The 24872-nt window shown below is 58.2% G+C and carries 30 protein-coding genes; 9 read left to right on the top strand and 21 right to left on the bottom strand.

Annotated elements, in window-relative coordinates:
- Positions 1–134 precede the first annotated feature (134 nt).
- Positions 135–383, top strand: coding sequence for a hypothetical protein (locus ACP153_RS21035; RefSeq protein WP_424972972.1), 249 nt, complete (start codon positions 135–137; stop codon positions 381–383).
- Position 384: 1 nt separating this feature from the next.
- Here ACP153_RS21035 and ACP153_RS21030 read toward each other — a convergent pair whose 3' ends face one another.
- The 5 genes from ACP153_RS21030 to ACP153_RS21010 form a co-directional block, all read right to left on the bottom strand.
- Entirely contained in the window at positions 385–582 is a 198-nt protein-coding gene (locus ACP153_RS21030; RefSeq protein WP_424972971.1) for a hypothetical protein, read from the bottom strand.
- Between the two features lie 33 nt (positions 583–615).
- Positions 616–828, bottom strand: a complete 213-nt coding sequence (locus ACP153_RS21025; RefSeq protein WP_424972970.1) for a helix-turn-helix domain-containing protein — start codon at positions 826–828, stop codon at positions 616–618.
- Positions 829–1184: 356 nt separating this feature from the next.
- Complete coding sequence (locus ACP153_RS21020) at positions 1185–1409, bottom strand: GDCCVxC domain-containing (seleno)protein (RefSeq protein ID WP_424972969.1); 225 nt, start codon at positions 1407–1409, stop codon at positions 1185–1187.
- Entirely contained in the window at positions 1385–1594 is a 210-nt protein-coding gene (gene merF, locus ACP153_RS21015) for a mercury resistance system transport protein MerF (protein WP_424972968.1), read from the bottom strand. The genes ACP153_RS21020 and merF overlap by 25 nt, the downstream gene beginning before the upstream one ends.
- Positions 1591–1989, bottom strand: coding sequence for a hypothetical protein (locus ACP153_RS21010; protein WP_424972967.1), 399 nt, complete (start codon positions 1987–1989; stop codon positions 1591–1593). The genes merF and ACP153_RS21010 overlap by 4 nt, the downstream gene beginning before the upstream one ends.
- 37 nt (positions 1990–2026) lie before the next feature.
- Between ACP153_RS21010 and ACP153_RS21005 the strand changes: the two genes are divergently transcribed.
- Positions 2027–2434: a MerR family transcriptional regulator gene (locus ACP153_RS21005; protein WP_424972966.1), complete on the top strand. Its 408-nt coding sequence runs from the start codon at positions 2027–2029 to the stop codon at positions 2432–2434.
- Here ACP153_RS21005 and ACP153_RS21000 read toward each other — a convergent pair.
- A complete protein-coding gene (locus ACP153_RS21000) occupies positions 2431–3780 on the bottom strand; it encodes an ISNCY family transposase (protein WP_424972965.1) in 1350 nt (449 codons plus the stop codon). The genes ACP153_RS21005 and ACP153_RS21000 overlap by 4 nt on opposite strands.
- Before the next feature lie 184 nt (positions 3781–3964).
- On the opposite strand from ACP153_RS21000, the gene ACP153_RS20995 reads away from it, so the two are divergent.
- On the top strand, positions 3965–4606 hold the full coding sequence (locus tag ACP153_RS20995) for a hypothetical protein (protein ID WP_424972964.1): 642 nt from the start codon (positions 3965–3967) through the stop codon (positions 4604–4606).
- On the opposite strand, the gene ACP153_RS20990 is transcribed toward ACP153_RS20995, so the two are convergent.
- The 5 genes from ACP153_RS20990 to ACP153_RS20970 all read right to left on the bottom strand — a co-directional run bounded on the left by ACP153_RS20990 (position 4603) and on the right by ACP153_RS20970 (position 11657).
- The gene (locus tag ACP153_RS20990; RefSeq protein WP_424972963.1) at positions 4603–5118 is read right to left on the bottom strand and encodes a disulfide bond formation protein B; all 516 of its coding nucleotides are present in this window, start codon (positions 5116–5118) and stop codon (positions 4603–4605) included. The genes ACP153_RS20995 and ACP153_RS20990 overlap by 4 nt on opposite strands.
- Positions 5119–5209: 91 nt before the next feature.
- Entirely contained in the window at positions 5210–5551 is a 342-nt protein-coding gene (locus tag ACP153_RS20985) for a copper-binding protein (RefSeq protein ID WP_424972962.1), read from the bottom strand.
- A 33-nt stretch (positions 5552–5584) separates the two neighbouring features.
- Positions 5585–8767 carry an efflux RND transporter permease subunit gene (locus ACP153_RS20980; RefSeq protein WP_424972961.1) on the bottom strand — a complete coding sequence of 1061 codons (3183 nt, stop codon included), beginning with the start codon at positions 8765–8767 and terminating at the stop codon, positions 5585–5587.
- Positions 8764–11046, bottom strand: a complete 2283-nt coding sequence (locus tag ACP153_RS20975; RefSeq protein ID WP_424972997.1) for an efflux RND transporter periplasmic adaptor subunit — start codon at positions 11044–11046, stop codon at positions 8764–8766. The genes ACP153_RS20980 and ACP153_RS20975 overlap by 4 nt, the downstream gene beginning before the upstream one ends.
- A gap of 218 nt (positions 11047–11264) precedes the next feature.
- The gene (locus tag ACP153_RS20970) at positions 11265–11657 is read right to left on the bottom strand and encodes a hypothetical protein (RefSeq protein ID WP_424972960.1); all 393 of its coding nucleotides are present in this window, start codon (positions 11655–11657) and stop codon (positions 11265–11267) included.
- Positions 11658–11791: 134 nt separating this feature from the next.
- Between ACP153_RS20970 and ACP153_RS20965 the strand changes: the two genes are divergently transcribed.
- The 3 genes from ACP153_RS20965 to ACP153_RS20955 all read left to right on the top strand — a co-directional run bounded on the left by ACP153_RS20965 (position 11792) and on the right by ACP153_RS20955 (position 15220).
- On the top strand, positions 11792–12574 hold the full coding sequence (locus ACP153_RS20965) for a DsbA family protein (RefSeq protein WP_424972959.1): 783 nt from the start codon (positions 11792–11794) through the stop codon (positions 12572–12574).
- Positions 12575–12693: 119 nt separating this feature from the next.
- Positions 12694–13089: a rhodanese-like domain-containing protein gene (locus ACP153_RS20960; protein WP_424972958.1), complete on the top strand. Its 396-nt coding sequence runs from the start codon at positions 12694–12696 to the stop codon at positions 13087–13089.
- 16 nt (positions 13090–13105) lie between these two features.
- On the top strand, positions 13106–15220 hold the full coding sequence (locus tag ACP153_RS20955; protein WP_424972957.1) for a protein-disulfide reductase DsbD family protein: 2115 nt from the start codon (positions 13106–13108) through the stop codon (positions 15218–15220).
- A 67-nt stretch (positions 15221–15287) separates the two neighbouring features.
- Here ACP153_RS20955 and cueR read toward each other — a convergent pair whose 3' ends face one another.
- Positions 15288–15689 (bottom strand): Cu(I)-responsive transcriptional regulator, encoded by a 402-nt coding sequence (gene cueR, locus ACP153_RS20950; RefSeq protein ID WP_424972956.1) that lies wholly within the window; start codon positions 15687–15689, stop codon positions 15288–15290.
- Between the two features lie 12 nt (positions 15690–15701).
- The gene (locus ACP153_RS20945) at positions 15702–18212 is read right to left on the bottom strand and encodes a heavy metal translocating P-type ATPase (protein ID WP_424972955.1); all 2511 of its coding nucleotides are present in this window, start codon (positions 18210–18212) and stop codon (positions 15702–15704) included.
- A gap of 205 nt (positions 18213–18417) precedes the next feature.
- Here ACP153_RS20945 and ACP153_RS20940 point away from each other — a divergent pair, with 205 nt between their 5' ends.
- The 3 genes from ACP153_RS20940 to ACP153_RS20930 are packed head-to-tail and all read left to right on the top strand — an operon-like array spanning position 18418 to position 19253.
- Positions 18418–18711 (top strand): DUF2933 domain-containing protein, encoded by a 294-nt coding sequence (locus ACP153_RS20940; protein WP_424972954.1) that lies wholly within the window; start codon positions 18418–18420, stop codon positions 18709–18711.
- Positions 18712–18762: 51 nt separating this feature from the next.
- Positions 18763–18975 (top strand): heavy-metal-associated domain-containing protein, encoded by a 213-nt coding sequence (locus tag ACP153_RS20935; protein ID WP_424972953.1) that lies wholly within the window; start codon positions 18763–18765, stop codon positions 18973–18975.
- A gap of 8 nt (positions 18976–18983) precedes the next feature.
- Positions 18984–19253: a hypothetical protein gene (locus ACP153_RS20930; RefSeq protein ID WP_424972952.1), complete on the top strand. Its 270-nt coding sequence runs from the start codon at positions 18984–18986 to the stop codon at positions 19251–19253.
- 14 nt (positions 19254–19267) lie between these two features.
- Here the strand turns inward: ACP153_RS20930 and ACP153_RS20925 are convergent, their stop codons facing one another.
- The 8 genes from ACP153_RS20925 to ACP153_RS20890 all read right to left on the bottom strand — a co-directional run bounded on the left by ACP153_RS20925 (position 19268) and on the right by ACP153_RS20890 (position 24834).
- Positions 19268–19936, bottom strand: coding sequence for a L,D-transpeptidase (locus ACP153_RS20925; RefSeq protein ID WP_424972951.1), 669 nt, complete (start codon positions 19934–19936; stop codon positions 19268–19270).
- A gap of 54 nt (positions 19937–19990) precedes the next feature.
- Entirely contained in the window at positions 19991–20719 is a 729-nt protein-coding gene (locus ACP153_RS20920) for a DsbA family protein (protein WP_424972950.1), read from the bottom strand.
- Positions 20720–20729: 10 nt separating this feature from the next.
- Positions 20730–21206, bottom strand: coding sequence for a c-type cytochrome (locus ACP153_RS20915; protein ID WP_424972949.1), 477 nt, complete (start codon positions 21204–21206; stop codon positions 20730–20732).
- A complete protein-coding gene (locus tag ACP153_RS20910; protein ID WP_424972996.1) occupies positions 21203–22588 on the bottom strand; it encodes a multicopper oxidase family protein in 1386 nt (461 codons plus the stop codon). Before ACP153_RS20910 ends, ACP153_RS20915 begins: the two co-directional genes overlap by 4 nt.
- Positions 22585–23451 carry a CopD family protein gene (locus ACP153_RS20905; RefSeq protein WP_424972948.1) on the bottom strand — a complete coding sequence of 289 codons (867 nt, stop codon included), beginning with the start codon at positions 23449–23451 and terminating at the stop codon, positions 22585–22587. Before ACP153_RS20905 ends, ACP153_RS20910 begins: the two co-directional genes overlap by 4 nt.
- A gap of 3 nt (positions 23452–23454) precedes the next feature.
- Positions 23455–23799 carry a copper resistance CopC family protein gene (locus ACP153_RS20900; RefSeq protein WP_424972947.1) on the bottom strand — a complete coding sequence of 115 codons (345 nt, stop codon included), beginning with the start codon at positions 23797–23799 and terminating at the stop codon, positions 23455–23457.
- 25 nt (positions 23800–23824) lie between these two features.
- The gene (locus ACP153_RS20895; protein WP_424972946.1) at positions 23825–24139 is read right to left on the bottom strand and encodes a c-type cytochrome; all 315 of its coding nucleotides are present in this window, start codon (positions 24137–24139) and stop codon (positions 23825–23827) included.
- 125 nt (positions 24140–24264) lie between these two features.
- A complete protein-coding gene (locus ACP153_RS20890; protein WP_424972945.1) occupies positions 24265–24834 on the bottom strand; it encodes a L,D-transpeptidase in 570 nt (189 codons plus the stop codon).
- Between the last annotated feature and the right edge of the window lie 38 nt (positions 24835–24872).

Here is a 24872-nt window from a genome sequence, read left to right as displayed (position 1 = left end):
TAGATGTACCTATGGAGTCGCCTATACAAGAGAAATAACTGGAATAAGTGAAATAAGTGTAACGGTTTTGATGGACGGATCGGCCAACCGGGTGTAAACAAAACAGGAACAGAATCGCATCACGGAGCAGTTTGATGGGTAAGAATACGAAACGCACCTCACGCGAAGTCGCATCAAAGGCAGCGGCAACGCTGAGTGACCCGAACGCCTCGGCGACCGCCAAAAGCCTGGCTGCGTCGGCGCTGGCGCAGTCAGGGACTGGGAAACAGACTGGAGCTGCAATGGAGGACAGGGCTTCCAAGGTTTTGCAGAGTGACAAGTACAGCAGTGACACCAAGTCTTTGGCTGGAACGGTTCTCTCGCAGTCGAACAAGGCGCGCTAGGCTACTCCGGATCCTCGACGGGGAGACGAATGTTTCGTTCGACGATGCGGGTGGCGCAGATCTCATCGGGCTTTACGAACCATACCCGTGTGCGTTCGCCAGTGTTCCAGAGATGCTCCTGCCAGACCACGAGCTCGGACCCGTCCAAGATGGACACGCCCTCGCGTACGGGCACGCCTTTTAGTGGACGGTCATCCACCCGCCATCCCGGAGCAGGGTGTCGACCGGCCTCCTAGCTGCGAGGTCTGAGAAGTTCCGAAGGATCGATGTTCAGAGCTTGCGCGATCTTTTCGAGCGTTGTCAGCGAGGCGGAGTACTTGGCGTTTTCGATCTTGCCGACATAACCGCGATTCACGCTTGCACGATGCGCCAATTCCTCCTGGCTGATGCCCTTGGCGCGCCGGGCATCTTGAAGATTCAGTCCTACTCGTTCCTTCAGATTCATGACCGAAGCACGGCCATGATGTGGTGTATTTAACCACGCAATATACTATACATTCGACGGTGAAGCGGCTGAGATTGCGTAATTTTCTGTTTCCGAAGGTGTCGATCAAGCTCGCCATTTGGTTGAATAAGATAGCATAGTGACCTCACCCAGCGAGGCGGAGTGATCCTATTGGGCGAGGTTTTGCCCATAGTCGCGGCCGAGGCAGGGGTGTGCCGCATCAGATCAACTGTTGCAACCAAGTAGAAAGGTCACCCGGTTTGCAAAGCAGAAGTGTCACCACAGAGCGCGACGGCAGCAAGGCTTAGCAGCCCGGAGACCTCAAATATCGCAGGGCTGAAAAGCCTTGCGGAGCTTCAGCCGCAGCACGAGCCACCTTCTTGAATGGGGGGGCAGGGGACAGTTCCGTAGGAGCAATAGACGCAGCAGTCGCCCGGCTTCGGCTTCAGCACAACCTTGCAATTTGTGCATTCATAGAACCATTGGCAGGCATCTGTCGGCATCGTCTCTTCGACTGATGTCCCGCATTCCGGGCATGTGATCGTGGATTGTAGCGCTACTTCGTTCGTTTGCGTCGCCATAGTGCGTATCCTGAAAGAATAAGAAAACCGGCCAGGATCGGCAGCAATACGTCGTCACGGTAGACGTAGCTAAGCGCTCCACTGATCCCAAGTGTTCCGAACAGCCAAGGCAGGAAGGGAGTTAGGCAGCAGACTGCAGCCAGTCCAGCTCCTCCTAAACTTACGGGTAACAACCAACCCTTCATCGCGATTGCCTCCACAATGCCCACATGGTGCGGGCCGCGTCTTCTTCCCACAATGGTGAACTGGCAGCCAAAAGAAATGCGAGTGTTGTAAAGCCAAGAAGGATGGCCGTGGATCGTCTCCGACGCGCACAACTCCATCTCTGCCAAAGCCGGGCCCATCCCCAGGCCAGGATCAAACCAACAACAACCAGAATCTCGACACGATAGGCAACGAAGGGACCAAGCATCGTCAGCCACGTGCCACCGAGTCCAATAATCGACAGCCCAATAGGCAGAACACAGCAAGACGCGCTGAGTAAGGCGAGAAAACCCGCTCCGCCGATCAGAATGCGGTTTGGGCCATTCACTTCATCTTCGAGGGTATCGGTGTTCGATGCCATGAACTTCTGATACATCCTGTAGCTGCTACAGGAGCAAGTGGAGAATGTTCACGTGATCGCGATTGGAGAAGCTTCGCGTTTAAGTGGCGTATCGATTGAAACGATCCGCTACTATGAACGCGAGGGTATCATTACAAAAGCACAGCGCACGGCGTCGGGCCGAAGGTTGTACTCAAACACCGAGATATCTGAGCTCCGCTTTATCAAACGGTGCCGTGATCTGGGCTTCTCTGTCCACGATGCGGTGGCGCTCAGAAACTTGGCAAAGGTGCCATCGGACGCGTGTGAAGCCGTCGAACAACTTGGCCGAAAACATCTTGCGCATGTCCAAACGAAGATCGTCGAGCTTCAGAAACTTGAAGGGGCTTTATCCGAGTTGGTCGAAAACTGTTCGGCAGGCACGCGTGATTGCCCAATGCTGGACGCGCTGATGACCTCCACCTCGACCGAGGGACATTAGGTCTCTGCGGCCCGCTTTGCTGCGTAGTGAAGTTCAAGTTTAGATGGCCTTCCTGGCGGTCGCCGCCCAGTCTTGACGTATCCATTCTTGCGGCTGACCGGTTTGACCTTGGGATTGGCTGGCTGGGCTTCCTGCTCGGCCTTGATGTGGGCCAGCACTGCGCTGAGATGTTTGTTCTCTGTGATTGCGGCATGAGTGACTCGCCGTTCTGGATTGAGAATCGAATGGGGCAGGGCGATACCTTTGGCCCTTACCTGGATACGTCCGTCGGGCATCTCGTAGACATCCACATATGTGCCGACGAGACCGCGGGTCAGGTCGTTCACTTCGAGCTTGATCCGCTTACGGTCATACTTCAGCGTCAAATCCTTGGTGACATAGCGTTTGTCGCGGAGGCAGAAGACCTCGGCAAGGCGATCCGGCTCGATGTTCAGGGCGCGGTGCAAGTTATCCGGTTTGGCCGGAACCTTGGCAAACTTGCTGTTGTAGCGTTCGATGAAGCCAGACAGAAAAGCATTGCCATCCTCCATGTTTGAGACCCCCGCAATGCGCAGCTCCTTGACGAGGCGGTCTTGCAACGTGCGGTTCGCGCGTTCGACACGACCTTTGGCCTGAGACGAATTTGCGCAGATGATCTCGATGTTCAACTCCGCCAGAGCCCGCCCGAACTGGGTCATTCCCGTCATGTGCTTGCTGGGTTTGGGGACGCGGAAAACAGTGTGTTTGTCGCTGTAGAATGCAACTGGTCGGCCATGCTTCAACAGATAGCTTTCCAGCACATCGAAGTAGCTGAACGTGCTCTCGGATATGACGAACCGCAGCTCCATAAGCGTACTGGTCGCATCGTCAATGAAGACGAGCAGGGTGCAGGGATCAGCCCGATCCTCGAACCAACGGTGGTCTGATCCGTCGATCTGGATCAGTTCGCCGTAGCATTCCCGGCGCAAGCGCGGCTGGTGGAACGTCCGACGTTGCTTGCGGGATAACCAAATCCCATCTTCCTGCATCCATTTGCGCACCGTCTCGCGCGAGACTTTAAGGCTGTGATGTTCAGCTAGCATCTCAGCAACCAAGGTCGGCCCGAAGTCTGCATAGTTCTCTTTGATCAGGCTCAACGCATAGTCACGCTTTGCATGATGAATGCGATTGTTCGGAGGTTTGCCGCGCGCCTTGTGCCGGATCGCGGAGGCGCCGTCTTGTCGATATCGCTTCAAAAGCCGGAAAATCTGTCGACGCGTCAGGTCCAACATGTTCGCCGCATTGTCGACGGTAAGTCGTCCATCATCAACCTGTGCCAGTACTTCCACGCGGTTCAGCTCGCGCTCGCTCATAATCACCCATCCCATGCCCGATCTCTCTGCCTGTTATCGTTATGGGCGAGAGTGACATTCCTGATTTGCAGACAGGTGACATTTTAGCTTTGCGGCTACATCAACTGAGTCCGATAAGCTTTATTATGTAAAGTTTATGCCAGAAAGACTTGCTGTTGAGCAAGTCGACTGTGGCTCGCAGGCATGCCAACGTGCACACATGAAACGGTTCTTTTCAACCAAGATGCCGGGCCTGCAGTTTTTGACCAACGTCATGGTCTTCAGCCTGATCGGTCTGCTGCCCGTTCTGTTCGTTTACGTTCTGCTCGCTCCTGGCTTCTCTTCGGCGCTGATTAACGGCGGACCAGCGCTTTCGAGATTCCTCAGGCAGGTTTTGACAAATGGACTTCCCGTCGTCTTCATCATCAATTACGTAAGCTTCTTTCTATTCGCGGTGCTGAATGAAAAAGGTGCCGATGGTCGTGAGCCCGCGTTATTAATTGTCTTTGATGTTGCAATCCGCGTTGCCCTCTTTCTCGTTCTTCACGCCTTGATTTACGTACTCTCCGCCAGTTGGTTCGGTTCATTTGGCGGAAGTCGGGCGACGGCTCTTTCAGTGGTTGCGCCTACACTGGCGCGGTCCGCACTCTTTGAGAATATTTCCGGTGTCTACCTGTACGCCACGTTGGTTAGCGCACTGCCGCTTTATGCAACAGCAGCCGGAAGATCAGCAATTCTGCAACCATTCGTTGGTCTCTTCCCGAAGAAGGTCGGCACTGTTCTGATAGCTCTGGCCGCCTTCGTGTCGGCAGCTTTGTGTCTGACGATTATCGCAGTCGTTGTCATACGTCTTCAGAGCTAGGTTGCTGTAAGGTTTTTAGATGATCGAGACATGCGCCTCGCCTTGGCAAATGCCATCATCCAGATCCCTGCGAGAACAAGGCTCCAAAGCGCGTTCCAACTCGCCATAGATAGGCTCAGGAACTCCCATGCGACTTCGTCACACATGACCAAGGTTGATGGTGCGGATGATGCGGAGGGCAAAAGGTCCGCACCTGTCAAATTAGACATATCAAGACCAGAGCCTGTGCACGCCGTCGGGCCTTCCCACCAACCCCGTTCGACGCCGGTGTGAAAAATCCCGATGCCCGCTGTCGTGAAGGCGGCGGCAGCTCCTGCCATTAAAAGCGGTAAGACTGGCAAACCGACCATGAGAAACGCGCCAAGAGCAATGGCAATGGCGTGAGGATACCGCTGCCAAATGCACATCGCGCATGGTGCATAGCCCGCTGCCTGAAACAGGAAGGCGGCCAGCAAAAGGACGGTCGATCCGCCGGCAGCGATCAAACCACGTTCTTTCGGAGACAGGGTCATTCATCTTCCTTTCGCCTACAGGCAGCACGGTGGTGTAACTCTCCAAGCACACGCCGCAGTTGCCGATTTCGCGGCAACTGCGATTTCGTAATCAGTTCGGCATTATGGCCCCGATTGCGTACATGCCATCCTCGCCCTTGACGAGCATCAGGGTGACTTCGTCACCATCGGTCACCTCTCCCATCATCTGCGCGTCTTCCAAAACCGTCATATCCATCGTCATTGCAGGCCAGCCGATCTCGGGAATCGGGTCATGGCTCACATTTGCGGTGCCGTCGCCGATCGAATTGATCACGGCCTTCGCGTGAACCGCGCCCTCCATTTGTTCGGCCGACATTGGCATGTTCGAATGATCCATATTGTGGTTCATTTGCGCGATAGCCCCTGTCGCGGCCAGGGTCAGAAGTGCGAGACTTGTAGTCAGTATCTTCATGAGAAGCTCCATTCTTGAGGTTTGTGAGTTCGATTATTCGGCAGGCAGTGCTGCATCGACGGGCTGCTGAATTGGGGACGTGATTTCGCGGTTTACGCGTTTCAGCGCGAGCCGTTTCCAAATCACGAATATGGAAGGAATGACAAAAAGCGTCAGCAGGGTCGCTGTCACCATACCGCCGATCATCGGTGCAGCGATGCGCTGCATGATCTCCGAACCGGTGCCGGTGCCATACATGATCGGGATTAGAGCCGCGAAGATGGTGGCGACCGTCATGACCTTGGGCCTCACCCGCAGAACAGCCCCTTCAAAAACGGCCTCTTCGATATCGTCCCGTGTCAGCTTGCGACGTTCGGATTGGCCGAGTTTTCGCCGCTTCTCCCAAGCTAGATTGAGATAGAGCAGCATGACGATGGCCGTTTCGACGGCCACGCCCGCCAGAGCAATAAAGCCGACGAGGACCGCGATCGAAATGTCAAAGCTGAGATACCACAGAAACCAGACGCCGCCCGCCAACGCGACTGGCAGTGCGGCCAGAATGATACCAACTTCGATCACCCTATTGAATGCCATGAACAACATCAGCGTGATGATCATCAGGGTTGCGGGTGCGACGATAGCCAGCCGTTCCTGCATCCGCTCAATGTACTCATACTGCCCGGACCATGTGAGAGAATATCCGGGAGGCAGGCGCACCTGATCGGCCACGACCCTCTGCGCCTCGGCGACATATCCGCCAAGGTCTCGTCCCGCGATGTCGATAAACACGAACCCCGTGCGCCGGGCGTTTTCTGACCGGATCATGCCAGGGCCATCGACAATTCGGATATCGGCCAAGGCTGTCAGTGGCACATGGGCTCCTGAAGGGGTGACAACGGGCAGGTTTTCGAGCCGTTCGGGGCTATCGCGCCATGCTTGCGGATAGCGCAGGTTGATTGGAAAGCGCTCCAGCCCTTCGACGGATTCCGACACTTGCATGCCACCGATGGCGGTTTGGACCACATCCTGAACGTCCCGAACGCTCATCATGTATCGCGCAGCGGCGTCGCGTTTGACGTCGATTTCGATGAAGCGCCCGCCTACCGGACGCTCGGCATAGGCGGAGGCAGTGCCTTCGATATCCGACACGGCCCGCTCTACTTCGATCCCGATATCTGTGATGACATTCAAATCGGCACCCGAGATCTTGACACCAACAGGCGTTCGTATCCCGGTGGCGAGCATGTCGATCCGGTTTTTGATCGGCTGGATCCAGACATTGGTCACGCCCGGGATCTGCACAATCCGATCAAGTTCATTGCGGATATTCTCCATGGTCATACCCGGGCGCCACTCAGCTTCCGGTTTGAGTTGGATCGTGGTTTCCACCATTGTGAGTGGTGCAGGATCGGTCGCAGTTTCTGCACGCCCCACTTTGCCATGCACGGTTTCAACCTCTGGAACCGTAGCGATCAGGCGATTGGTCTGTTGCATGACCTCGCGTGCCTTTCCGATCGACACGCCCGGGTAGAAGCTTGGCATATAGAGGAAGTCGCCCTCGTTCAGCTCGGGCATGAACTCGGACCCGAGCCGCTGGTACGGATACCACATGGAAGCCACGAGGGCTCCGGCAAGCAAGGTTGTCGCCCACGGCCAGGCGATGGCCGCGTCTAGGAAGGGACGATACAGAAAGACTACGAGGCGGTTCAGTGGATTTTTACGCTCGGGCAAAATCCGACCCCGGACAAAGTATCCCATCAGGACCGGAACCAGCGTGATCGATAGGATTGCGGCGGCGGCCATGGCGTAGGTCTTTGTATAGGCCAGGGGGGCAAAAAGCCTGCCCTCCTGATTTTCCAGTACAAAGACAGGCAGAAAGCTGACCGTGATGATTGCCAAGGAGTAAAAGAGGGCTGGACCCACCTCAGAGGCGCATTCCTGCACGATCCTCCACCTGTTCTCGGCGGTCAGCTTTTCCTTTTCCAGCCGCCTGTGCATCGCCTCGATCATTACGATGGACGCATCGACCATGGCCCCGATGGCAATCGCAATGCCCCCAAGCGACATGATGTTCGCATTCACACCCTGCGCCTTCATCAGAATAAAGGCGGCAAAGATGCCCAGGGGCAACGACAGCAGGATCACCAGCGATGAGCGCAGATGCAGCAGGAAGGCCGCACAGACCAGGACAACGACAATGAATTCCTGGGTCAGCTTCTTCTGGAGATTTTCGATTGCGCGCTCGATCACGCCGGACCGGTCATAGGTCGTGATAATCTCGACACCTTCAGGTAGGTTCGGCCGCAATTCTTCGATACGGGCTTCGACCGCTTTAATGGTTGCGAGGGCATTACCCCCCCATCGCATTATGACCACACCGCCAACGGCATCGCCCTGCCCGTCAAACTCTCCTACGCCGCGGCGCAATTCCGGTCCCAGGCGAATGTCAGCAACATCGCCAAGGGTCAGAGCGGCTCCGCGCTCGTTGATCATCAGGGGTGCACTGGAAAGATCAGAAAGCTCATCAATGTATCCGGACGAGCGGATCATGAATTCCGCTTCGCCCATCTCGATCACGCTACCGCCGGTTTCGCGATTGGCCGCCTGTATTGCGTTTCTGAGCTGTGTCAGTGTGATGTCATAGGCCCGCAATTTGTTCGGATCGACGACGACTTGGTATTGTTTGACCATTCCGCCAATCGTTGCGACCTCGGACACGCCATCGACGGCTTGAAGTTCGTATTTCAGAAACCAGTCCTGCAGCGTTCTCAGCTGCGCGAGATCGTGTGTGCCGGTTCTGTCGATCAACGCGTATTGGTAGATCCATCCGACTCCGGTGGCATCCGGGCCAAGCTGAGGGGACACCCCCTCCGGCAGGCTGCCGGTGATCTGCCCTAGATATTCGAGGACGCGTGATCTTGCCCAGTACAAGTCCGTGCCATCTTCAAAAACGACATAAACAAAACTGTCACCAAAGAAGGAAAAGCCGCGTACATCCTGTGCGCCGGGTACCGCCAGCAAAGATGTGGCGAGCGGATAGGTGATCTGGTTTTCGACCACTTGCGGCGCCTGCCCCGGATACGGAGTGCGAACGATCACCTGCACATCGGAGAGGTCGGGTATCGCATCGACCGGTGTCTCGCGAATGGCCCAGATGCCTGCGACGCCCATCATGACGGCAAGGACCAGAATAACAAACCTATTGGCCAGCGAGGCGCGGATGATCGCCGGAATCACTGGCTTACCCTCACGTCACGGACGACATCGATCAAGGTCATCGAGAAATCCGGGTTGCGCCGCAGGATGAGCGTGACGTTCGTTCCCGTTGTGAGCTGGGAAATCTCGAGCTCCTCAGCCAACGGAAAGTCCATGGTCATTCCGGGCATGCCGATATCGGTCATAGGCCCGTGGGTGATGTTCGCCGTCCGTGATTGAGCATCGATCGAGTTGATTTGACCTGAAACCTGCATGGGCGGGGCAGCGGGTTCGGCCGATGCCAGCACCATGTTCATGCCGTCCGGGCGCGCGAAAGTGAGCACCATCTCGACATCTGTCACCAACCCAGCAGCGTCGAGAGACGGATCAATGTCAAAGGCCATTGTCATTCCGGGCATGCCGATTTCGGTCATCGGTCCATGGGTGATCGTGGCCTTCGACGCATCTGTGTCGACGCTCTCGATCGTGCCTGAGACCACGATGGGTGGTGCGGCAGCTGCCTCAAGCTCGACATCGGATAAAACCATGTTCAGGCCATCCGGCCGCGCAAATGTTAGGGTCATTTCGACGCCGGTTTTAAGCGATGCGATGGCCATGCTCGGATCGATGGGGAAATCCATGGTCATTCCTGGCATCCCGATCTCCGCCATGGGCCCATGGGTGATCGTCGCGGTCCCGGAATCGAGATCGAGGTCGTTGATCGTGCCAGACACCATGATTGGCGCTGCGGCAGATGTTTCAGTCCCCTCCACTTCCTTGGAACCGGCACCCTCCGCGCGAACAGCGACGACGGAGAAAAGGCCGTCGTCTCCTACTGTGAGATCGAATTCGATCGGCGCATCGAGGGGCACCGTCTCAAGATCGACTCCTGATACCGGCAGGTCCATCGTCATGGCGGGCCAGCCAAGCTCTGGGATCGGTCCATGCTCCAGCGTCAGCTTGCCATCCGACGTCACCGCGCGTGCAATTCCTGCACCTGTTCCGGCAATTCCATCATCTGGCGCAAGTTCGGTAAGGCTCAGGAGACCATCTGTGCCACGGGCTACGAGAAATGCGACTGCCTCTCCTTCGGCTAGCCGATCCAGGGACACATCGGCTCTCACAGGGAAGTCGGATGTCATCGCTGGCCAGTCCAGGCTTTCCAGGGCGTCATGCTGCACCGTTGCCACCCGGCTCTCAGGATCGAGAGCAACGAGAACGCCCTTGCCCCGTGCCGGGTCGGCATCCGTTGGTGCCATGCGCGTAAACCCGGCACTCAGTGCGCTTTCGCTGTCGATGAGGAATTGTGCGGAGGCAACGACCTCTTCACCCGGACCCAGGCCCTGAAGAATCTCTGTGCGCCCGCCTTCTCCGAAACTGTCCCGGAGACCGGCAGTAACCAATCTCGGTCGGAAGGTCCCCTCCCCTGTTTTCAGGATGACGCGCTCAGCCGACCCGGTCCGTATCACGGCCTCAGATGGCACTGTCAGGACTGTACGGCTTTCGTTGGGCGTGAGACTGACACTTCCGAACATTCCGGGGCGCAGCACACCATCGGAATTGTCAAACCTCAGTCGAACAGGGAGCGTCCGCGTTTGGGGATCGAGTTCGGGATAGATGTAGTCGATGTCGCCTTCAAACACGCGCCCGGGTAAGTGTTCGAACCGGGCAATGGCCCGCATATCCTCAGAAAGCCGGGCAATATCGCGTTCAAAAACATCTACAATCAGCCAGACCTTCGATAAATCAGCAACGGAGAAGGCAAGCGTTCCGGGTTGCAGATACATGCCATCGGCCGCATTCAGGGCGATAACCACGCCGTTCTGTGGCGCTTCGATCTCGATGTTGCGAACCAGTTCGCCACCTGCCTCGATCTCTGCAATCTGCCGAGCTGACATACCATGGCTCATCAACTTGCTGCGCGCTGCATCCAGAATGCGCGGATCACCGGCCTCGACGGCACGAACCAGATCTCCGGTTGCCGTCGCAATGAGCGGCGAGAAGAGCTCAAAGAGCACTTGGTCTTGACCCACCCGATCACCGACCGCTCGCACCTTGAGCTTCTCAATCCACCCTTCAGCGCGGACATGGACATGGCTGGTCAGATGCTCGTCATAGCCCACGAAACCAACAGTCTCGATCCGAGGTTGCACCTCGCTCATGCGGGCAACCGCCGTTCGCACGCCGATTGCGTTGATTTCGGCCGCGTTCAGTGTGACTTCGGCGGGATCACCAGATGGTTCCTGTCCGGCGTAGACGGGAATGAGATCCATGCCCATGGGTGACTTGCCAGGTCCCGGTTGACGGAAATTTGGGTCCATGGGCGCAACCCAATAAAGTATCTCGGGGCCTTCAGACCCTCCTTGCACCGCTGGATTCAGGTACACCCGCTCAACGTAAACCCCGCCGCCCAGGCCGACTGCCAAGGCAAGAACGGAAAGTGCCGCGTATCTTCCACGCATAAACATCTTCTCCTGACGACTGCATTGGATGCAGCGATCGATTGGTCAAACAACCCGCATATGCGGGCACCGAAATGTCAGGAATGTTGGGGTGGGCGATCTGGGACGAGGGTCTCACGGGATGCATGAGCCTTGAAAATCGCGACCTGCGTCGGCGAAGTAAACGCGTTTTCTTCAGGCCGATGATCAAGGTGTTGCTGGTAGTCCATGACACAGCAAAGAGCAGTGTGGCACCCGTCGCCGTGTCCGGAGTGAGCATCTAAATGCCGCTCGCTCTTGTTTTCGACGTGGTGTGCGTGGATGTGTCTGGGCAATTCTCCTGCGGAAGCAGCAGCTTCCATATGCGGGCCCCGCTCCATGCCGCTGATCTCTCCATCAAACGGCATCGCCTGCGTTCCGACGACGGTGATCGTCAGACATACAAAGGCAAGACATGCCGATCGCAAGAAAAAGAACGGGTCCCAAATCATACGCCCGAGGTAGCGCTGTTCAGAAGTTGCGGCAACTGGAGCGAGGCGGAAAGATTGTATCAGTTTGTAAAGTTGACCTTTTACAAGACGTCACACTACGACCCTCATAGGGACGCGACCAGATCAGGCATCAGATGGATTCCAAGAAACGATCAACGCTTTTGACGATCGGTGCGATCATCGCGGGTTACGCCGCGTTGCGCACAGTTCCATCCTTGCTGCCGGAAAAACTGGAATTGGAGGCGCTCGATAGACCCGAAGGGTTCCGCAGATTTGTCGCGGGTGAGACATCGGGCGGCTTCGATCCTTTTATAGGCTTGGGAACGGCGGACAGCGCCGAAGTCGCCGCGCGCAAAGCCGATGCCTTGGAGCGTGTCTCCGAGAACATTTGTGATGCCCTGTATGGCGGTCTGAATACCACGCCATCCCAGGTCCCGATGGCGTCATTCTCAGACTACTACTGTCCCTTTTGCCGGGTGCAGACCAAGCGATTGGCTGGCATGACCGGCGAGATGCCGGACAAGATCGCAGTGGCGTGGCATGAGTTGCCGCTCCTCGGCGACAGTTCCAATCTCGCGGCCAAAGCAGCCCTGGCGGCGAAACGACAAGGCGCCTACGTCGCGTTCCATGAACGTCTGATGACAACACCCTTTCAAGCGTCGCGGGAATACCTTGCCCGCCTTTCCGATGACATCGGCGTCGATAGCAAGCAATTGATCTCGGACATGGAGAGCCCTGAAATCGCGCGCGAGTTGGAAGACAGCGCAGCACTTGCCCGCGTGTTCGCCTTTGTCGGCACGCCGGCCCTCGTGATCGGGCGTACCGTGGTCCAGGGTCAGATCAGTGACAGAATGGTTCGGGAGATCATCGAGCTGGAACGCGAGGAGGGTTGGCAAAATGCTTGTCAGTCAGCTTAAGCTCCAGAGGGCGCTCCGGGACGTCTTGGCGTTACACATCAAGCGACTGTGGAGGCAATGTGGATAGGCGGCGCTTCATCCTGCTTGCATCGACGTGGGTCTTGGGACCGCAGGTCGTTGTGGCCGCGACGCGCGAGATCTGGTCGGCTGCCGAGGCGGCCGACGCATTGGCGCAGGACAGGATTTCTCTGATTGATGTGCGGTCGCGCCCAGAATGGGTAGAAACAGGCGTTGCGACAGGCTCTTGGCCAATCAGCATGCACGAGTCCGGGTTTGAGCAACGCTTGTTCGCGGCACGCGATCTCTCAGGCGATAAACCCACTGCGCTGATCTGCGCCACTGGTGGGCGCAGCGGTCGTCTTTTGAGAGCCTTGAAACGCGCCGGGTATGCGGGCTTCATTGATGTCTCGGAAGGTATGCTTGGCTCAACGGTGGGGCCCGGTTGGATCGCACGCGGGTTGCCTGTGACGGATCTGGAAACGTCACTGACGAGCCTGCCCGATGCTCTGCGTTGATCGCGGACCTGCGTATATGACGACTTGGCTCTCTCACCTCCATTCTTGGCTACTGTTTTTCGCCCTCGGTTTCGCAAGCATAACCGCACCCCATGTCGCCAACGCCGCGGAATCTGAGGCTTTTTCAAATCCTGCAGTCACCGCGCGCCTGATCTCAGTCGAAAACGGGATTGCGCCGGATACCGCCTCCGTCTCACTTGGATTGGCGTTGGATTTCGGCGAGGGCTGGAAGGGATATTGGCGAACGCCCGGCGAGGTTGGACTGGCGCCGGAGATCGATTGGTCAGGTTCGGTCAACCTGAAAGCCACGGATCTCCTTTGGCCCGCGCCAGAACGCTTCGAGGCTTTCGGGATCGAGAACTTCGGCTACTCCAATCAGGTTGTCTTGCCGATCCGAGCTACACTTGAGGACCCGGGCAGCCCCATGGACTTGCGCGCACGCGTTGCGCTGCTGACATGCTCGACTGTCTGCGTGCCCCATGAATTTGAGCTGTCGCTCGTCCTGCCACACGGGGTCGGAATCGATGCAAGTTCGGCAGACAAGATCGCCACTTTTGCCGATCGTGTACCTGCTGCACCCGAGGACAGCGATATCGATGTATCGGTCGCGGCCCTCGATGCGCGCGCCTCCGCTCTCGTCGTTGTGGCGACAAGCGACAGACCCTTCGGCGAGGTCGATGTGTTCCCGGAATTCGGACCGCTCGTGACCTTCGGCAAACCAGACATTAGATTGGGTCGTGATAGAACAGAACTTTGGGCGCAAATCCCAATCAATGCCTGGACCGATGATCCTGCAGAGCCTTCGGTGACGATCACGGACACGGCTCGTGCAATCACAGCACCGGTCACGCTCACTTCAGATCCCCCTCCCCCACCGTATTCGAGTACGAACTCTGGATCGAGTGTACTGAAGGTCGTGGCGGTGGCCGGCATCGCCTTTCTCGGTGGTCTGATCCTGAATGTTATGCCGTGCGTTCTGCCTGTCCTGTCGATCAAGCTTGCATCCGTCCTGAGCGCAACGGGTCAATCCCGGCAAGTGACGCGCAACGGCTTCCTGTTTGCGGCCTTGGGCGTTTTCGCCTTTGTCTGGGCGCTTGCGGCCGTCCTGCTGGCTCTGAAGTGGATCGGTGTGTCCGTCGGCTGGGGTGTGCAGTTTCAAAATCCGGTCTTCGTGACACTGATGTTTATGGTGATCGCCGTCTTTGCTGCGAACCTCTTCGGGGCGTTCGAGATATCGTTGCCCGCGAGCCTACAGAACGGCTTGGGCGCTGGCAGCGCCAAATCCGGGTACTTTTCAGACTTCGGGACGGGCCTTCTCGCAGCCATCCTCGCCACGCCGTGCTCTGCTCCATTCCTCGGTACCGCGATCACCTTCGCGCTTGCGGGAACGCCGCTGGATGTAATGGTCATATTCACCGCGCTCGGCCTTGGATTAGCCCTTCCTTATCTTGCGATTGCCATATTTCCCGGATTGGTCACGCGGCTGCCGCGGCCCGGTCGTTGGATGCTTCTGGTCAGGATACTCCTGGGCGGTCTGCTACTGGCAACGGCCGCTTGGCTCTTGTTCGTCCTCATCGGCGTGGCAGGTGCGCGCATCGCCACTTTGGTCTTGGCGCTGACAATCGTGTTGATCGTCGCGACGTCGATCCCGTTGGAGAATCGGTGGGTGCGACGCACCGTTTTGACCGCCTGCGTTCTTCTTGCGGTCTTCGGGGCAAGTCGGTTCTCAGCATCTGACAGCACCAGTGTAGCGCTGGATGCAACGTCCCACTGGCAGGATTTCGACCCGCTCGGCATCGCGCGGCACGTCTCGGAAGGGGAGACGGTGTTCGTCGACGTGACCGCGGATTGGTGCCTGACCTGCAAAGCTAACAAGTCTCTCGTTCTCGACAGGGATCCGGTGCGCACGCGCTTGCGCGATGGGACCGTGATCGCCATGCAAGCGGATTGGACCCGGCCGGATGACAGCATCGCGCGGTTTCTCGAGCGTCATGACCGCTACGGCATTCCGTTCAATATCGTTTTCGGGCCGGGGGCTCCTTCCGGTATTTCTCTCCCAGAGATACTCACGCCGCAGGCCGTGCTCGAGGCGCTCGACACCGCGTCCATACGCAGTCTCGCTTCAGAATGACATCGCTTCTGACGTTTCGATAAGGATCAAGTGTGCCGAGTTGGGGGAATCCAATTCAGGCACGTTTTCAAGCGATATTCTTCAAATTCCCAGAGAGGTCCTTCAGGATTGGACAATCTGGTCGGTGGTCTCCGTGGCAGGCCTCGACGAGATACGACAATGTTTCGCGCATCTCCTGAAGCTGCGTGATCTTGTCCTCGATGGCACTTAAATGCTCTTCGGCGATAGCCTTCACCTGGGCGCTTTCGCGCGCTTCGTCCTCATAGAGGCTCAAGAGAGTCCGGCAATCCTCGATGGTGAATCCAAGCGCACGCGCACGCCCGAGAAACGCAAGCTTGTGTAAATCGGTCTCCCGGAACGCGCGGTATCCATTTCCGCTGCGCTGAGGCCTGACGAGGCCGATATCCTCGTAGTAGCGGATGGTCTTGGGCGGGATGCCGGATCGTTCTGCCACTTCTCCAATGTTCATAAGACGACCCTCCTATTCTGCGGGTTGAGTTTGTGCGCTGATCTTGGGCGCGATGGTGTCTCTGTCTTCACGCAAGGCTGGCGCGATGCGGCGCAGACGCAGGGCGTTTGTGAGAACCGAGACCGACGAAAGGGCCATCGCACCCGCCGCGAAGACGGGAGAGAGAAGCAGACCAAAGGCCGGATAGAGAACCCCGGCGGCAACCGGGATGAGCGCAACATTGTAGCCGAAGGCCCAGATCAGGTTTTGGCGAATGTTCGACATGGTGCGCTTGGAGACCTCGACCGCATTCACGACGCCGCGCAGATCGCCCGACATCAAGACCACATCAGCGGATTCGATGGCGACATCGGTTCCGGTCCCGATGGCGATGCCCACATCCGCATGGGCCAGGGCCGGGGCATCATTGATACCGTCGCCCACGAAGGCAATTTTTCGGTCTCCCGCGCGCAGGTCGTCGAGGGCTGCTACCTTGCCGTCCGGCAGGACCCCCGCGATCACGTGATCGATCCCGGTCTCATACGCGATGGCCTCCGCCGTCTCGCGTTTGTCGCCGGTGATCATCGCGACCGTGAAACCGCGCGCGTGAAGTGCTGCGATGGCCTCCTGGCTCGCGGGTTTCACGGGGTCCGCCACGGCGATCACTGCGGCCAGTTTGCTGTCAATGGCCGCATACAGCGCTGTCCGACCCCTCTTTGCCAACTCGGCTTCCGTTTCAACCAAAGCGGCGATTTCGATGCCTTCGCGGGTCATGTAACGGTCCGCGCCCACCATCACCTCCTGGCCTTCAACGGTCGCGGCAACGCCGTAGCCCGTGATCGACCGGAAGCCGCTCGCATTCGGAACCGCGATGCCTTCGGACCGCGCGCCGCGGACGATGGCTTCAGCGATGGGATGCTCGGATTGGGCCTCGACGGCGGCGACCAAGGTCAGGACCCGGTCCCGGTCGAAGCCGTTGGCGGTGACCAGATCGGTCAAAGACGGCTGGCCTTCGGTGACTGTCCCCGTCTTGTCGAGGGCAATGACATCGACTTCGGACAAAGCTTGCAGCGCATCGCCCTTACGGAACAAGACCCCCATCTCTGCTGCGCGCCCCGTGCCCACCATGATCGAGGTGGGCGTGGCCAGTCCCATGGCGCAAGGACATGCGATGATTAAAACCGAGACGCCGGCCACGAGCGCGAAGGTCAAAGCCGGATCGGGACCGACAAGCAACCAGACCGCCACCGTGAGCGCAGAGAGCACCATAACCGCAGGCACGAACCACAGGGTCACGCGGTCAACAAGGCCCTGGATAGGCAGCTTGGCGCCTTGCGCCTCCTCGACCATGCGGATGATTTGAGCGAGCGTGGTATCCGCACCGACCCGTGCGGCCTTGAATGTCAGGCTACCGGTGCCGTTGACGGTCCCGCCCGTTACTGGGGCACCTGCGGTTTTCTGAACGGGCACAGGTTCTCCGGTGATCATGCTCTCGTCGACGTTGCTCGATCCCTCGGTCACCTCGCCATCTACCGGGATCCGCTCACCCGGTCGGACGAGGATCACATCTCCAACCGCCAACGCATCGACATCGACCTCCTGCGTTTCTCCATTTCGCAAAACGCGGGCAGTGCGGACCTGAAGACCAAGAAGAGCCTGGATCGCGGCACCGGTCCGGCCCTTGGCGCGTGCCTCGAGCCAGCGGCCAACCAGGATGAGGACAACAATCACCGCCGCGGCCTCGAAATAGACCGCGCGGACCCCTTCTGGCAGAAGCCCCGGGAGAAAAGTTGCGACTACGGAATATCCCCAGGCCGCGCCGGTGCCGACGGCGACGAGGCTGTTCATGTCCGGCGCGCCTTTGAAGAGCGCGGGAAACCCCTTGGTGTAGAAATGGCGTCCCGGCCCGAATAGGACGAGTGTTGCGAGGACGAACTGGATGATCCAAGACGTTTGAAGACCAATCGTCGTCATCACCAAATGATGAAAGGCTGGAATAAGATGGGATCCCATCTCGAGGATGAAGACCGGCAGCGTCAGGATAGCCGCCAATAAGACACTGCGGCGCAGCCCGTCCGCTTCTTCTGCCTTGCGTGCGACACGAGACTGGCTTGCTTGCGCCTCGGCAATCTCGGCCGGATAGCCAATCGCTGCCAATGCGGCCATCAAGTCGCCCAAGGACACCGCGCCCTCAAGAAACTCGACCGTCGCCGTTTCTGCCGCCAGATTCACGCCCACTGAAAGCACACCGGGCACGTCCGCGAGCGCCTTGTCCACCCGTCCGACGCAGGAGGCGCAGGACATGGATGCGATGTTCAAGGTGACGCGGGATGTCCGCGCCGGATACCCCAAGGAGGCGAGCGCCTGCGTGGCGTCGGTAAGTCGAGCCGGATCATCCAGCGAAAGGCGCGCTGTTTCAGACGCGAGGTTGACGGAGACATCGGAAACCCCCTCGAGCCCGGCCAAGGCTTTTTCAACACGACCCACGCAGGATGCACAGGTCATGCCTTCAATGCTGAGCGTTGTTTGGTTGATGTCGGTCATGGCGTGTTACCTCGATTGCGTGTCCGAGGCAGATATAGGGCTTCCAGTCACTGGAAGCTCAAGGGGTTAACGGATATTTCTTTTTCGGTGGGAACAGCACGAGTCTACAGTATCTCTAACCCTCTGTTTCCAAGTGAATTGTATCGATATGTAAGCTTGTCGGACGAGCGATTGGTGCGCTATTTCCGGTATAGGAGTGTGTTCGATGAATATGTCAGATCAAGAAAACCAGCCGCAAAATTCAAAGATCATGCACGTCGGCATGTGGGTGTGCTGCGCGGTCATGCTGCTTCCGCTGCTCGTTTTCTTTGCCCGAGGCGGCACGCTCTCCGGGCTTCAGGACAGTTTGGGCGTTCTCGCCCCAATCGTCCTCTGCCTCGGCGCACATGGCGTGATGTTCTTCTTCATGGGGAAGTCCTGCCACGGAGACCGCAAGACATCGAAGGGGGACGCACCCGTCGCGGCAAAAGCCCCAGTTCCAACATCGATGGACGCTTGACCTTCCACCAACTGGACCCCCTATTTCCAATTGGTGAGAAGAGGATGCGCCATGATATTTCACGTCCCGGAGATGAGCTGCGGCCATTGCGTCGCTGCAATCGAAAAAGCGGTAAAGGCTGCAGATCCGTCAGCAATCATCCGGACGGATTTGGCTGCACACTCGACAGAGATCGACACGACAATCCCCACGGCCGCCCTGCTTCAGGTTCTTGCGGAAGCGGGTTATCAGGCGACGGCTCTAGAAAAAGGTCCAGAAGAGTGACGCCCCGGATGAGCGCGACCTTTAAGGCATTGGGCCTGATTTTTGGTGCGTTTTTGCTGACCGGATGTGCCACGACACCGGCAGTCGATTCGGATGGTGCCTTCGCTGAGTTGCCTGAACCACTCGTCGGTCTCGCCGCGCCATATCAAAACCTCAGGAAGGTAAGGCTCGATCCGAATGACAATTGCTTCTGGTATTTGCACGACGGCCCGGTCGAAGCGACCTGGTTGCCGCTGAGAACGTCACAGGGCAATCCAATCTGCCAGGCGGTGAGCTAGTCCAAGGTGTTCGGTTAGCCGCCGATCGCATCTTCAGGCGGGTAAAGATGCGCGGTCTTGCCGGTCTCTACGTTAGGATAGAGATCGTTGATATGTGCCATGATCATGCGCACACACCCCGAACTTGCACGACCTCCGATTGATCGCGGCTCAGGCGATCCATGAATACGCAGATAGGTGTCCCGGTTCCCAATGTAGAGATAAAGCGCACGCGACCCCAGTGGGTTGGTCGGCCCTGCGTCCATCCCCTCCGAGTGCTGCGCATAAAGGTCCGGGTCCCGTTCGATCATGGCGTCGGTTGGGCGCCAAGTTGGCCATTTGGCTTTTCGTCGGATCGTGTAGACGCCCGGTTCGTACAATGTCCCGCGTGCGATGGCCACGCCATAGCGCATCGCCGTGCCTCCATTCGGCTCGATATGATACAGGTAGCGCGCAACGGCATCGACATGGATATCACCCGGCACGAGGCCCGCCTTCGTTTCAACCCGTACCGGTAAGAAACGCGGATGAACCCCCCAGGGATTGGATGTGGAAGGGTCATAGCCCGCAGGCGTCACTTGCGCATCCCAAACATCCCACATCGCGCGCGGGGACGAGGGCGCTGCCGATGTCGGCACGGCGAGCGGTGCCGAAAAGAGCATTGCAGACCCTACCACAAAGTGCCGACGCGTCAGTTTGGCCATCAAATTACCTCTTCCACTCGTTGTGACGATGTTCGTCCGCCAATTGACGGGACTCTATTGACCGGCGACGCGCGCTTCCTGCGCGAGACGGATCATCTGATCTGCTTCGATGACTCCCGGAACCAACGCGTCTCCGATCACAAAGGATGGTGTGCCGTTAAAACCAAGCGCGCGGCTCATTTCCATTGACGCCGCGATATGGGCATCGATCTCGGGCGCCTGCATGTCCCGTCGCAGCTGCGCGATATCCAGCCCTATGTCCTGCGCGACCTGGATGACGGAGGCTTCCTCGGCCCGGCCCTGCATGCCCATCAATGCCCAGTGAAACTCCTGGTATTTGCCTTGCTCGCGCGCGGCCAATGCAGCGCGTGCGGCAAAAACGGAGCCATCTCCGAGGATCGGCCACTCGCGATAGACCAGCCTCACATTGGGATCTTCGTCCAACAGCGCTTCGATATGCGGCTTCACGCGACGACAATAGGGGCAATTGTAGTCGAAGAATTCCACGACCGTGACATCGCCTTCGGGATTGCCGAGCACAGGCGCGTTCGGGTCGTTCTCGAGGAGATCGCGGTTTTCAGAGAGCACACTCGCCGCTGCGGCCGCCTGCCGCTCCTGTTCACGCCGTTCTATGATCTGAACCGCCTCGAGGACGATCTCGGGGTTCTCGCGGATGGCCTCGAGAACCAGTTCCTTCACCCGGTCTTCGCTGAGCCCGTCGGCATGAGACGCGAGCGGCGTGAGCAGAGTGGCGGCCAGAGCCATTGCCATTGCAGTCTTCATGAGAGCTCTCCTAGTTCACCGGCACACCATTGGTGCGCGCAGCCTGCATGTCCTGTATTTCCTCGGGCCAGGTGGACTTGATGTAACCGAGGATGTTCCAGATTTCCTGGTCGGTGAGTTGGTCACCGAAGCCGGGCATACCGCTGTCGAATTCCATGCCCTGGGCAGCCATCATCTCGCGGCCCCCAAGTTTCGTGTAGTCAAACAGAACCTGGTCGCCGTGATGCCAGGTGTGACCGGTTTCATCATGTGGCGGTGCGGGCAGCCGACCGTCCTCGCCGGGACTTCGCCAGTTTTCCTGACCCTCCAGGTTTGCCCCATGGCAGGCCGCGCAGGTTTCGGCGTAGAGGGCCTTGCCGGCGACAAGATCGACAGTGGCTGGCATCACGCCGCTTTGGACATCGGCGGCAAACCCGGTCCACACATAGGCCCCTGCCCCAAGTGCCGCCAAGACACCAATCCCGAGGATTGCCGCTCTCCCGTTCATGCCACCTTGACCCAAGCCATCATGCCGGACGCCGCGTGCGACAGCATATGGCAGTGCAGCAGCCATTTGCCGGGATTGTCGGCTACGAAGGCTATGGCGCGCACCTCGCCCCGGTCGAGCAGTGTGGTGTCTCGAAACGCGCCGAGGCTACCATCGCGTTCAATCTCATAAAAATGCATTCCGTGGAGATGCATGGCATGCGGAAACGATGTGTCATTGGTGATCTTCAACCGAACAGTCTCACCGAGCGATAGCTCTGCCAGGGGCGGGCCATCCATGCCGCCGACTGCACCGTTGAACGCCCAGAAGTTTCCAGCCTGCATCATGTCGCGCATGGACGACATCCGCCCGCCCATCATGGCACCGCGCATGCCGCCCATGGCCCCGCCTTCCATCAGTAGAGTTATGTCTCTGGCGTTTGCCAGATCGGGCATGGCATGGGCATTTGGCGGAAGGGGTCGAGGTGTTCCCCGCGGCGCACGTGCGCCGTCGCTGGTCACTTCGAAAGCCACCTGCGAGAAGGTTTCATCGCCGCCCAATTGCACGAGGTGACCTGCGCTGCCCATCTCTGCGGTCACGTCGACGATCAAGTCCACCCGTTGCGCAGATGACAAGAGGAAGGGACCCTCCACAGGTCTGGGCGTTGCCAGCGGCATGCCATCCATCGCCACGACCCAGCCCTCCAGACCATCCAGGCCGAGCTGGAATATGCGGGCGTTGGACGCATTGATCAGTCGCAAGCGGAGGCGCTCGTGCCGCTTCACCTTCCTCGCGAGATTATAGGTCCCGTTGGTGGTGATGTAGTTTCCAATACGTCCCGCATGGCTAAGATCATGCATCGCTCCAAAAGTATCAGCAATCTGGGCTGTCTCCGGATCGATCCGCCAATCGTCCAGGATCAGGACCTCTTCCCGGTCGACATCAATCGGCTCCGGCTCTTCGACGATCAGCGCGCCCTGCAGACCACGCGCGACCTGCTCGAACGAGCGGTTGTGCGCGTGATACCAATAGGTCCCCGCGTCGGGTGCGACGAAATCATAGTCGAAACTCTGTCCGGGGCGTACTGGGTCCTGCGTCAGGCCCGCCACCCCATCCATCGCATTCTCGATGCGGATTCCGTGCCAATGGGTCGACGTCGGATCGGGCAGGTCATTGATGATCCGTCTTTTTACCCGTGCGCCTTGCGTAACCCGGATTTCCGGGCCGGGCGCGATGCCATCGAACCCCCAGATCTGCGTTTTTCCATAGTCATCAGGCAAAAGCTGCACATCGGCGACACGGGCCGTCACAGAAAGCAGATCCGTTTGTGCGGACAGTGCATTTGGCATGTAAGCCAAACCCGCTGCACTCATCCGAAGAAAGTCACGTTTTGATATGTTCATGATGGCACCTGCAGGATGGATGTGAATACGGCCGTGGCGAGCAGGATCAAACCGATGCAGATCCATTCCACGGTAATCGATCTTGCAAGACGGGCGCCCGCCTTTGCATCGCCTCGCTGTAAAGCGGGAACAAGCCGGGTCTTGTTGATCGCGGCCAAGGCCAGCAGGGCGGTGACGACGGCTATCTTGGTCAACAGCGTCAGCCCGTAAGCCGAACCGATCAGCGCCGGAACTGATCCCACCAGACGCCAGGTCATCACCACGCCCGCGAGAAGCAGAAGCGGGACTGCAACGGATGCAGCTTGGCCAAAACGATGCCCGAGGATGGCAGCCCCGCTCATTGTGTTCCCCGGCCCCGACAGCCTCTGAAGCGGAAGGAGCACGCCGATCCAAAAGGCAGCCACAATGAGATGAAGAAACAGAACGGCCTCAAACCAAAGGCGATTTTCGCTGGCCACGTGGCCGATCTCTGAAAAACTCCAGATTGCCACCACACCACCCAAAAGGGCCACCCACAGCCATCGTCCGCCCAGGACCGTTCCTACCAGCAGCGCACCCAAGCCCAGAACCCGCAACAGCAGGGCAGTTCCAGGTGGGGTTTCCCAGAGCAGTGCCAGTATCGCGGGATCGATCATGCCCGAAGCGTCATCCATCAGTACTGCGCCTTGCACGGCAAAGCCGAACAAAGACGTCGCCATGGCCAGAAGCGCAAAGATCACGGCCCAAACGCGGACAAAACGATCAATTCCAAGCAACTGGTCTGAATACACTTGGCGACACAATACAAGCCCGACGCTCGTGAGGACGCCGAGGTAAAGCAAGAACTTTGCGGCAATCGCAGCCTGTCCCCAGAAATCTGGCACTGCTCACCGCACTTCGAAGGAAAAGGCACCGTTCATCGGGTGCCCATCAATGCCAAGCCCACGCCACTCGATCTGATATGTCCCCGGTCCCATGGACGTAAGCGGAAGCGAGAATTCTTTGACAAAGCCAGATTGTGTGCCCAGGTCCAGTGACTCGGTGTGTGTTTCCGCATGGGTCATCTCGACTTTTGTCAATCGCATCCCATCGTTGAACCGCAATCCAATTGTCTCTGGCACGGCATCAAGAACGGCACCGTTTTCAGGGGTCATACTTTCCTTTTCGGAATGTGCGAGTGCTTGCGCGCTTGTCAGCGCCAAGAAAACTGTCAGTGCTAATCTATATTTCACGGATCGTCCTTCGTCGGTTCATGCTTCAGTTTATACCATTCGCGCGCTGCAATTCACGAACATAGGCCACAATCATCTTTACGTCGCCGTCCGTGACGCCTTCGACGGGAGGCATGTTCCCAAACCGCCAGTGATGCGCCCGGACGCCGTTCTTTGCCGCCAGAAGGAAGGCGGCATCCGCATGGTGGCTGGGTTCGTAGATCTTATGCACAAGCGGAGGGGCCACGCCGTCCTGCCCGGCGGCATTCGCACCGTGACAGGCCGCGCATTTTGCTTCGTAGGCTAGTTTGCCGATCTCCGCATTGGCAGACAGCGTTTCCGGCACCAGTACATCAACCATGGGTGCAGCCGCTTGTGCCGTGTCGTCCGCGGCAGGCGCAACGGCATCGCCGGTTGGTCCGGTCCACCGGAAGCCTATGCCAAGAACCACGGCAACTCCGACGGCAACGATCGCGTACCGCCCCATCAGATCAGTTTGACCTGCGTGCCGACCGGGGTTCGATTGAACACCTCGATGATATGTTCGTTGTAAAGACCGATACAGCCGCTGGACGAACGGCGACCGATCTTGCGCGTATCGTGGGTCCCGTGAATGCGGTAGTATTGCCACGTCAAATGCAGCGACCGCACCCCGAGCGGGTTGTCTGGACCGGGCGGCATGTAGGCCGGCAAGGTTGGATCGCGTTCACGCATCGATGGCGTCGGCGTCCAATCCGGCTCAGGGTCCTTGAAGATGATCTCAGTATAACCCCGTCGCGACAGTTCGTCCGTCATAGGGACCGATGTCGGATAAAGGAACATTTCACCGTCGGCTGTCCATTGCTGGAGCGCCCGGGAATTGGTGTCTGCGATAATGATGCCTTTGCCCAGACGATCAAAGTGGTCTTTCCAATTGTGGGTTCGGAAGCCTGAAGCGTTGCGCCGAACCGGTGCGAGAGTTTCGGCGCGCATTACCGATGGCGCAAACAGGAGCGCTGCGCCGATGCCGCCAACAAAACGACGACGCGACAGAGAGGATCGATTTCTTGCCTGCATGAGACTGCCTCATTTCCATGTCGAGCGCTTTGTTTTCT

Origin of the sequence: Dinoroseobacter sp. S76 (genome assembly GCF_049801095.1) — a bacterium.
GTDB lineage: Bacteria > Pseudomonadota > Alphaproteobacteria > Rhodobacterales > Rhodobacteraceae > Dinoroseobacter.
This window is presented reverse-complemented; position numbering and strand designations above follow the sequence as displayed.

Coding starts and splice junctions, on each gene's coding strand:
- ACP153_RS20920 (WP_424972950.1), bottom strand. CDS start 20,719: ATGAAGACTGCAATGGCAATGGCTCTGGCCGCCACTCTGCTCACGCCG.
- ACP153_RS20955 (WP_424972957.1), top strand. CDS start 13,106: ATGACGACTTGGCTCTCTCACCTCCATTCTTGGCTACTGTTTTTCGCC.
- ACP153_RS20925 (WP_424972951.1), bottom strand. CDS start 19,936: ATGGCCAAACTGACGCGTCGGCACTTTGTGGTAGGGTCTGCAATGCTC.
- ACP153_RS20985 (WP_424972962.1), bottom strand. CDS start 5,551: ATGAAGATACTGACTACAAGTCTCGCACTTCTGACCCTGGCCGCGACA.
- ACP153_RS20970 (WP_424972960.1), bottom strand. CDS start 11,657: ATGATTTGGGACCCGTTCTTTTTCTTGCGATCGGCATGTCTTGCCTTT.
- ACP153_RS20895 (WP_424972946.1), bottom strand. CDS start 24,139: ATGGTTGATGTACTGGTGCCGGAAACGCTGTCTGCCAATGCGGAGATC.
- ACP153_RS20935 (WP_424972953.1), top strand. CDS start 18,763: ATGATATTTCACGTCCCGGAGATGAGCTGCGGCCATTGCGTCGCTGCA.
- ACP153_RS21000 (WP_424972965.1), bottom strand. CDS start 3,780: ATGGGATGGGTGATTATGAGCGAGCGCGAGCTGAACCGCGTGGAAGTA.
- ACP153_RS21025 (WP_424972970.1), bottom strand. CDS start 828: ATGAATCTGAAGGAACGAGTAGGACTGAATCTTCAAGATGCCCGGCGC.
- ACP153_RS20930 (WP_424972952.1), top strand. CDS start 18,984: ATGAGCGCGACCTTTAAGGCATTGGGCCTGATTTTTGGTGCGTTTTTG.
- ACP153_RS20975 (WP_424972997.1), bottom strand. CDS start 11,046: ATGGACCCAAATTTCCGTCAACCGGGACCTGGCAAGTCACCCATGGGC.
- ACP153_RS20910 (WP_424972996.1), bottom strand. CDS start 22,588: ATGAACATATCAAAACGTGACTTTCTTCGGATGAGTGCAGCGGGTTTG.
- ACP153_RS20965 (WP_424972959.1), top strand. CDS start 11,792: ATGGATTCCAAGAAACGATCAACGCTTTTGACGATCGGTGCGATCATC.
- ACP153_RS20995 (WP_424972964.1), top strand. CDS start 3,965: ATGAAACGGTTCTTTTCAACCAAGATGCCGGGCCTGCAGTTTTTGACC.
- ACP153_RS21010 (WP_424972967.1), bottom strand. CDS start 1,989: ATGTATCAGAAGTTCATGGCATCGAACACCGATACCCTCGAAGATGAA.
- ACP153_RS20915 (WP_424972949.1), bottom strand. CDS start 21,206: ATGAACGGGAGAGCGGCAATCCTCGGGATTGGTGTCTTGGCGGCACTT.
- cueR (WP_424972956.1), bottom strand. CDS start 15,689: ATGAACATTGGAGAAGTGGCAGAACGATCCGGCATCCCGCCCAAGACC.
- ACP153_RS20940 (WP_424972954.1), top strand. CDS start 18,418: ATGAATATGTCAGATCAAGAAAACCAGCCGCAAAATTCAAAGATCATG.
- ACP153_RS21035 (WP_424972972.1), top strand. CDS start 135: ATGGGTAAGAATACGAAACGCACCTCACGCGAAGTCGCATCAAAGGCA.
- ACP153_RS20990 (WP_424972963.1), bottom strand. CDS start 5,118: ATGACCCTGTCTCCGAAAGAACGTGGTTTGATCGCTGCCGGCGGATCG.
- ACP153_RS20945 (WP_424972955.1), bottom strand. CDS start 18,212: ATGACCGACATCAACCAAACAACGCTCAGCATTGAAGGCATGACCTGT.
- ACP153_RS20890 (WP_424972945.1), bottom strand. CDS start 24,834: ATGCAGGCAAGAAATCGATCCTCTCTGTCGCGTCGTCGTTTTGTTGGC.
- ACP153_RS21020 (WP_424972969.1), bottom strand. CDS start 1,409: ATGGCGACGCAAACGAACGAAGTAGCGCTACAATCCACGATCACATGC.
- merF (WP_424972968.1), bottom strand. CDS start 1,594: ATGAAGGGTTGGTTGTTACCCGTAAGTTTAGGAGGAGCTGGACTGGCT.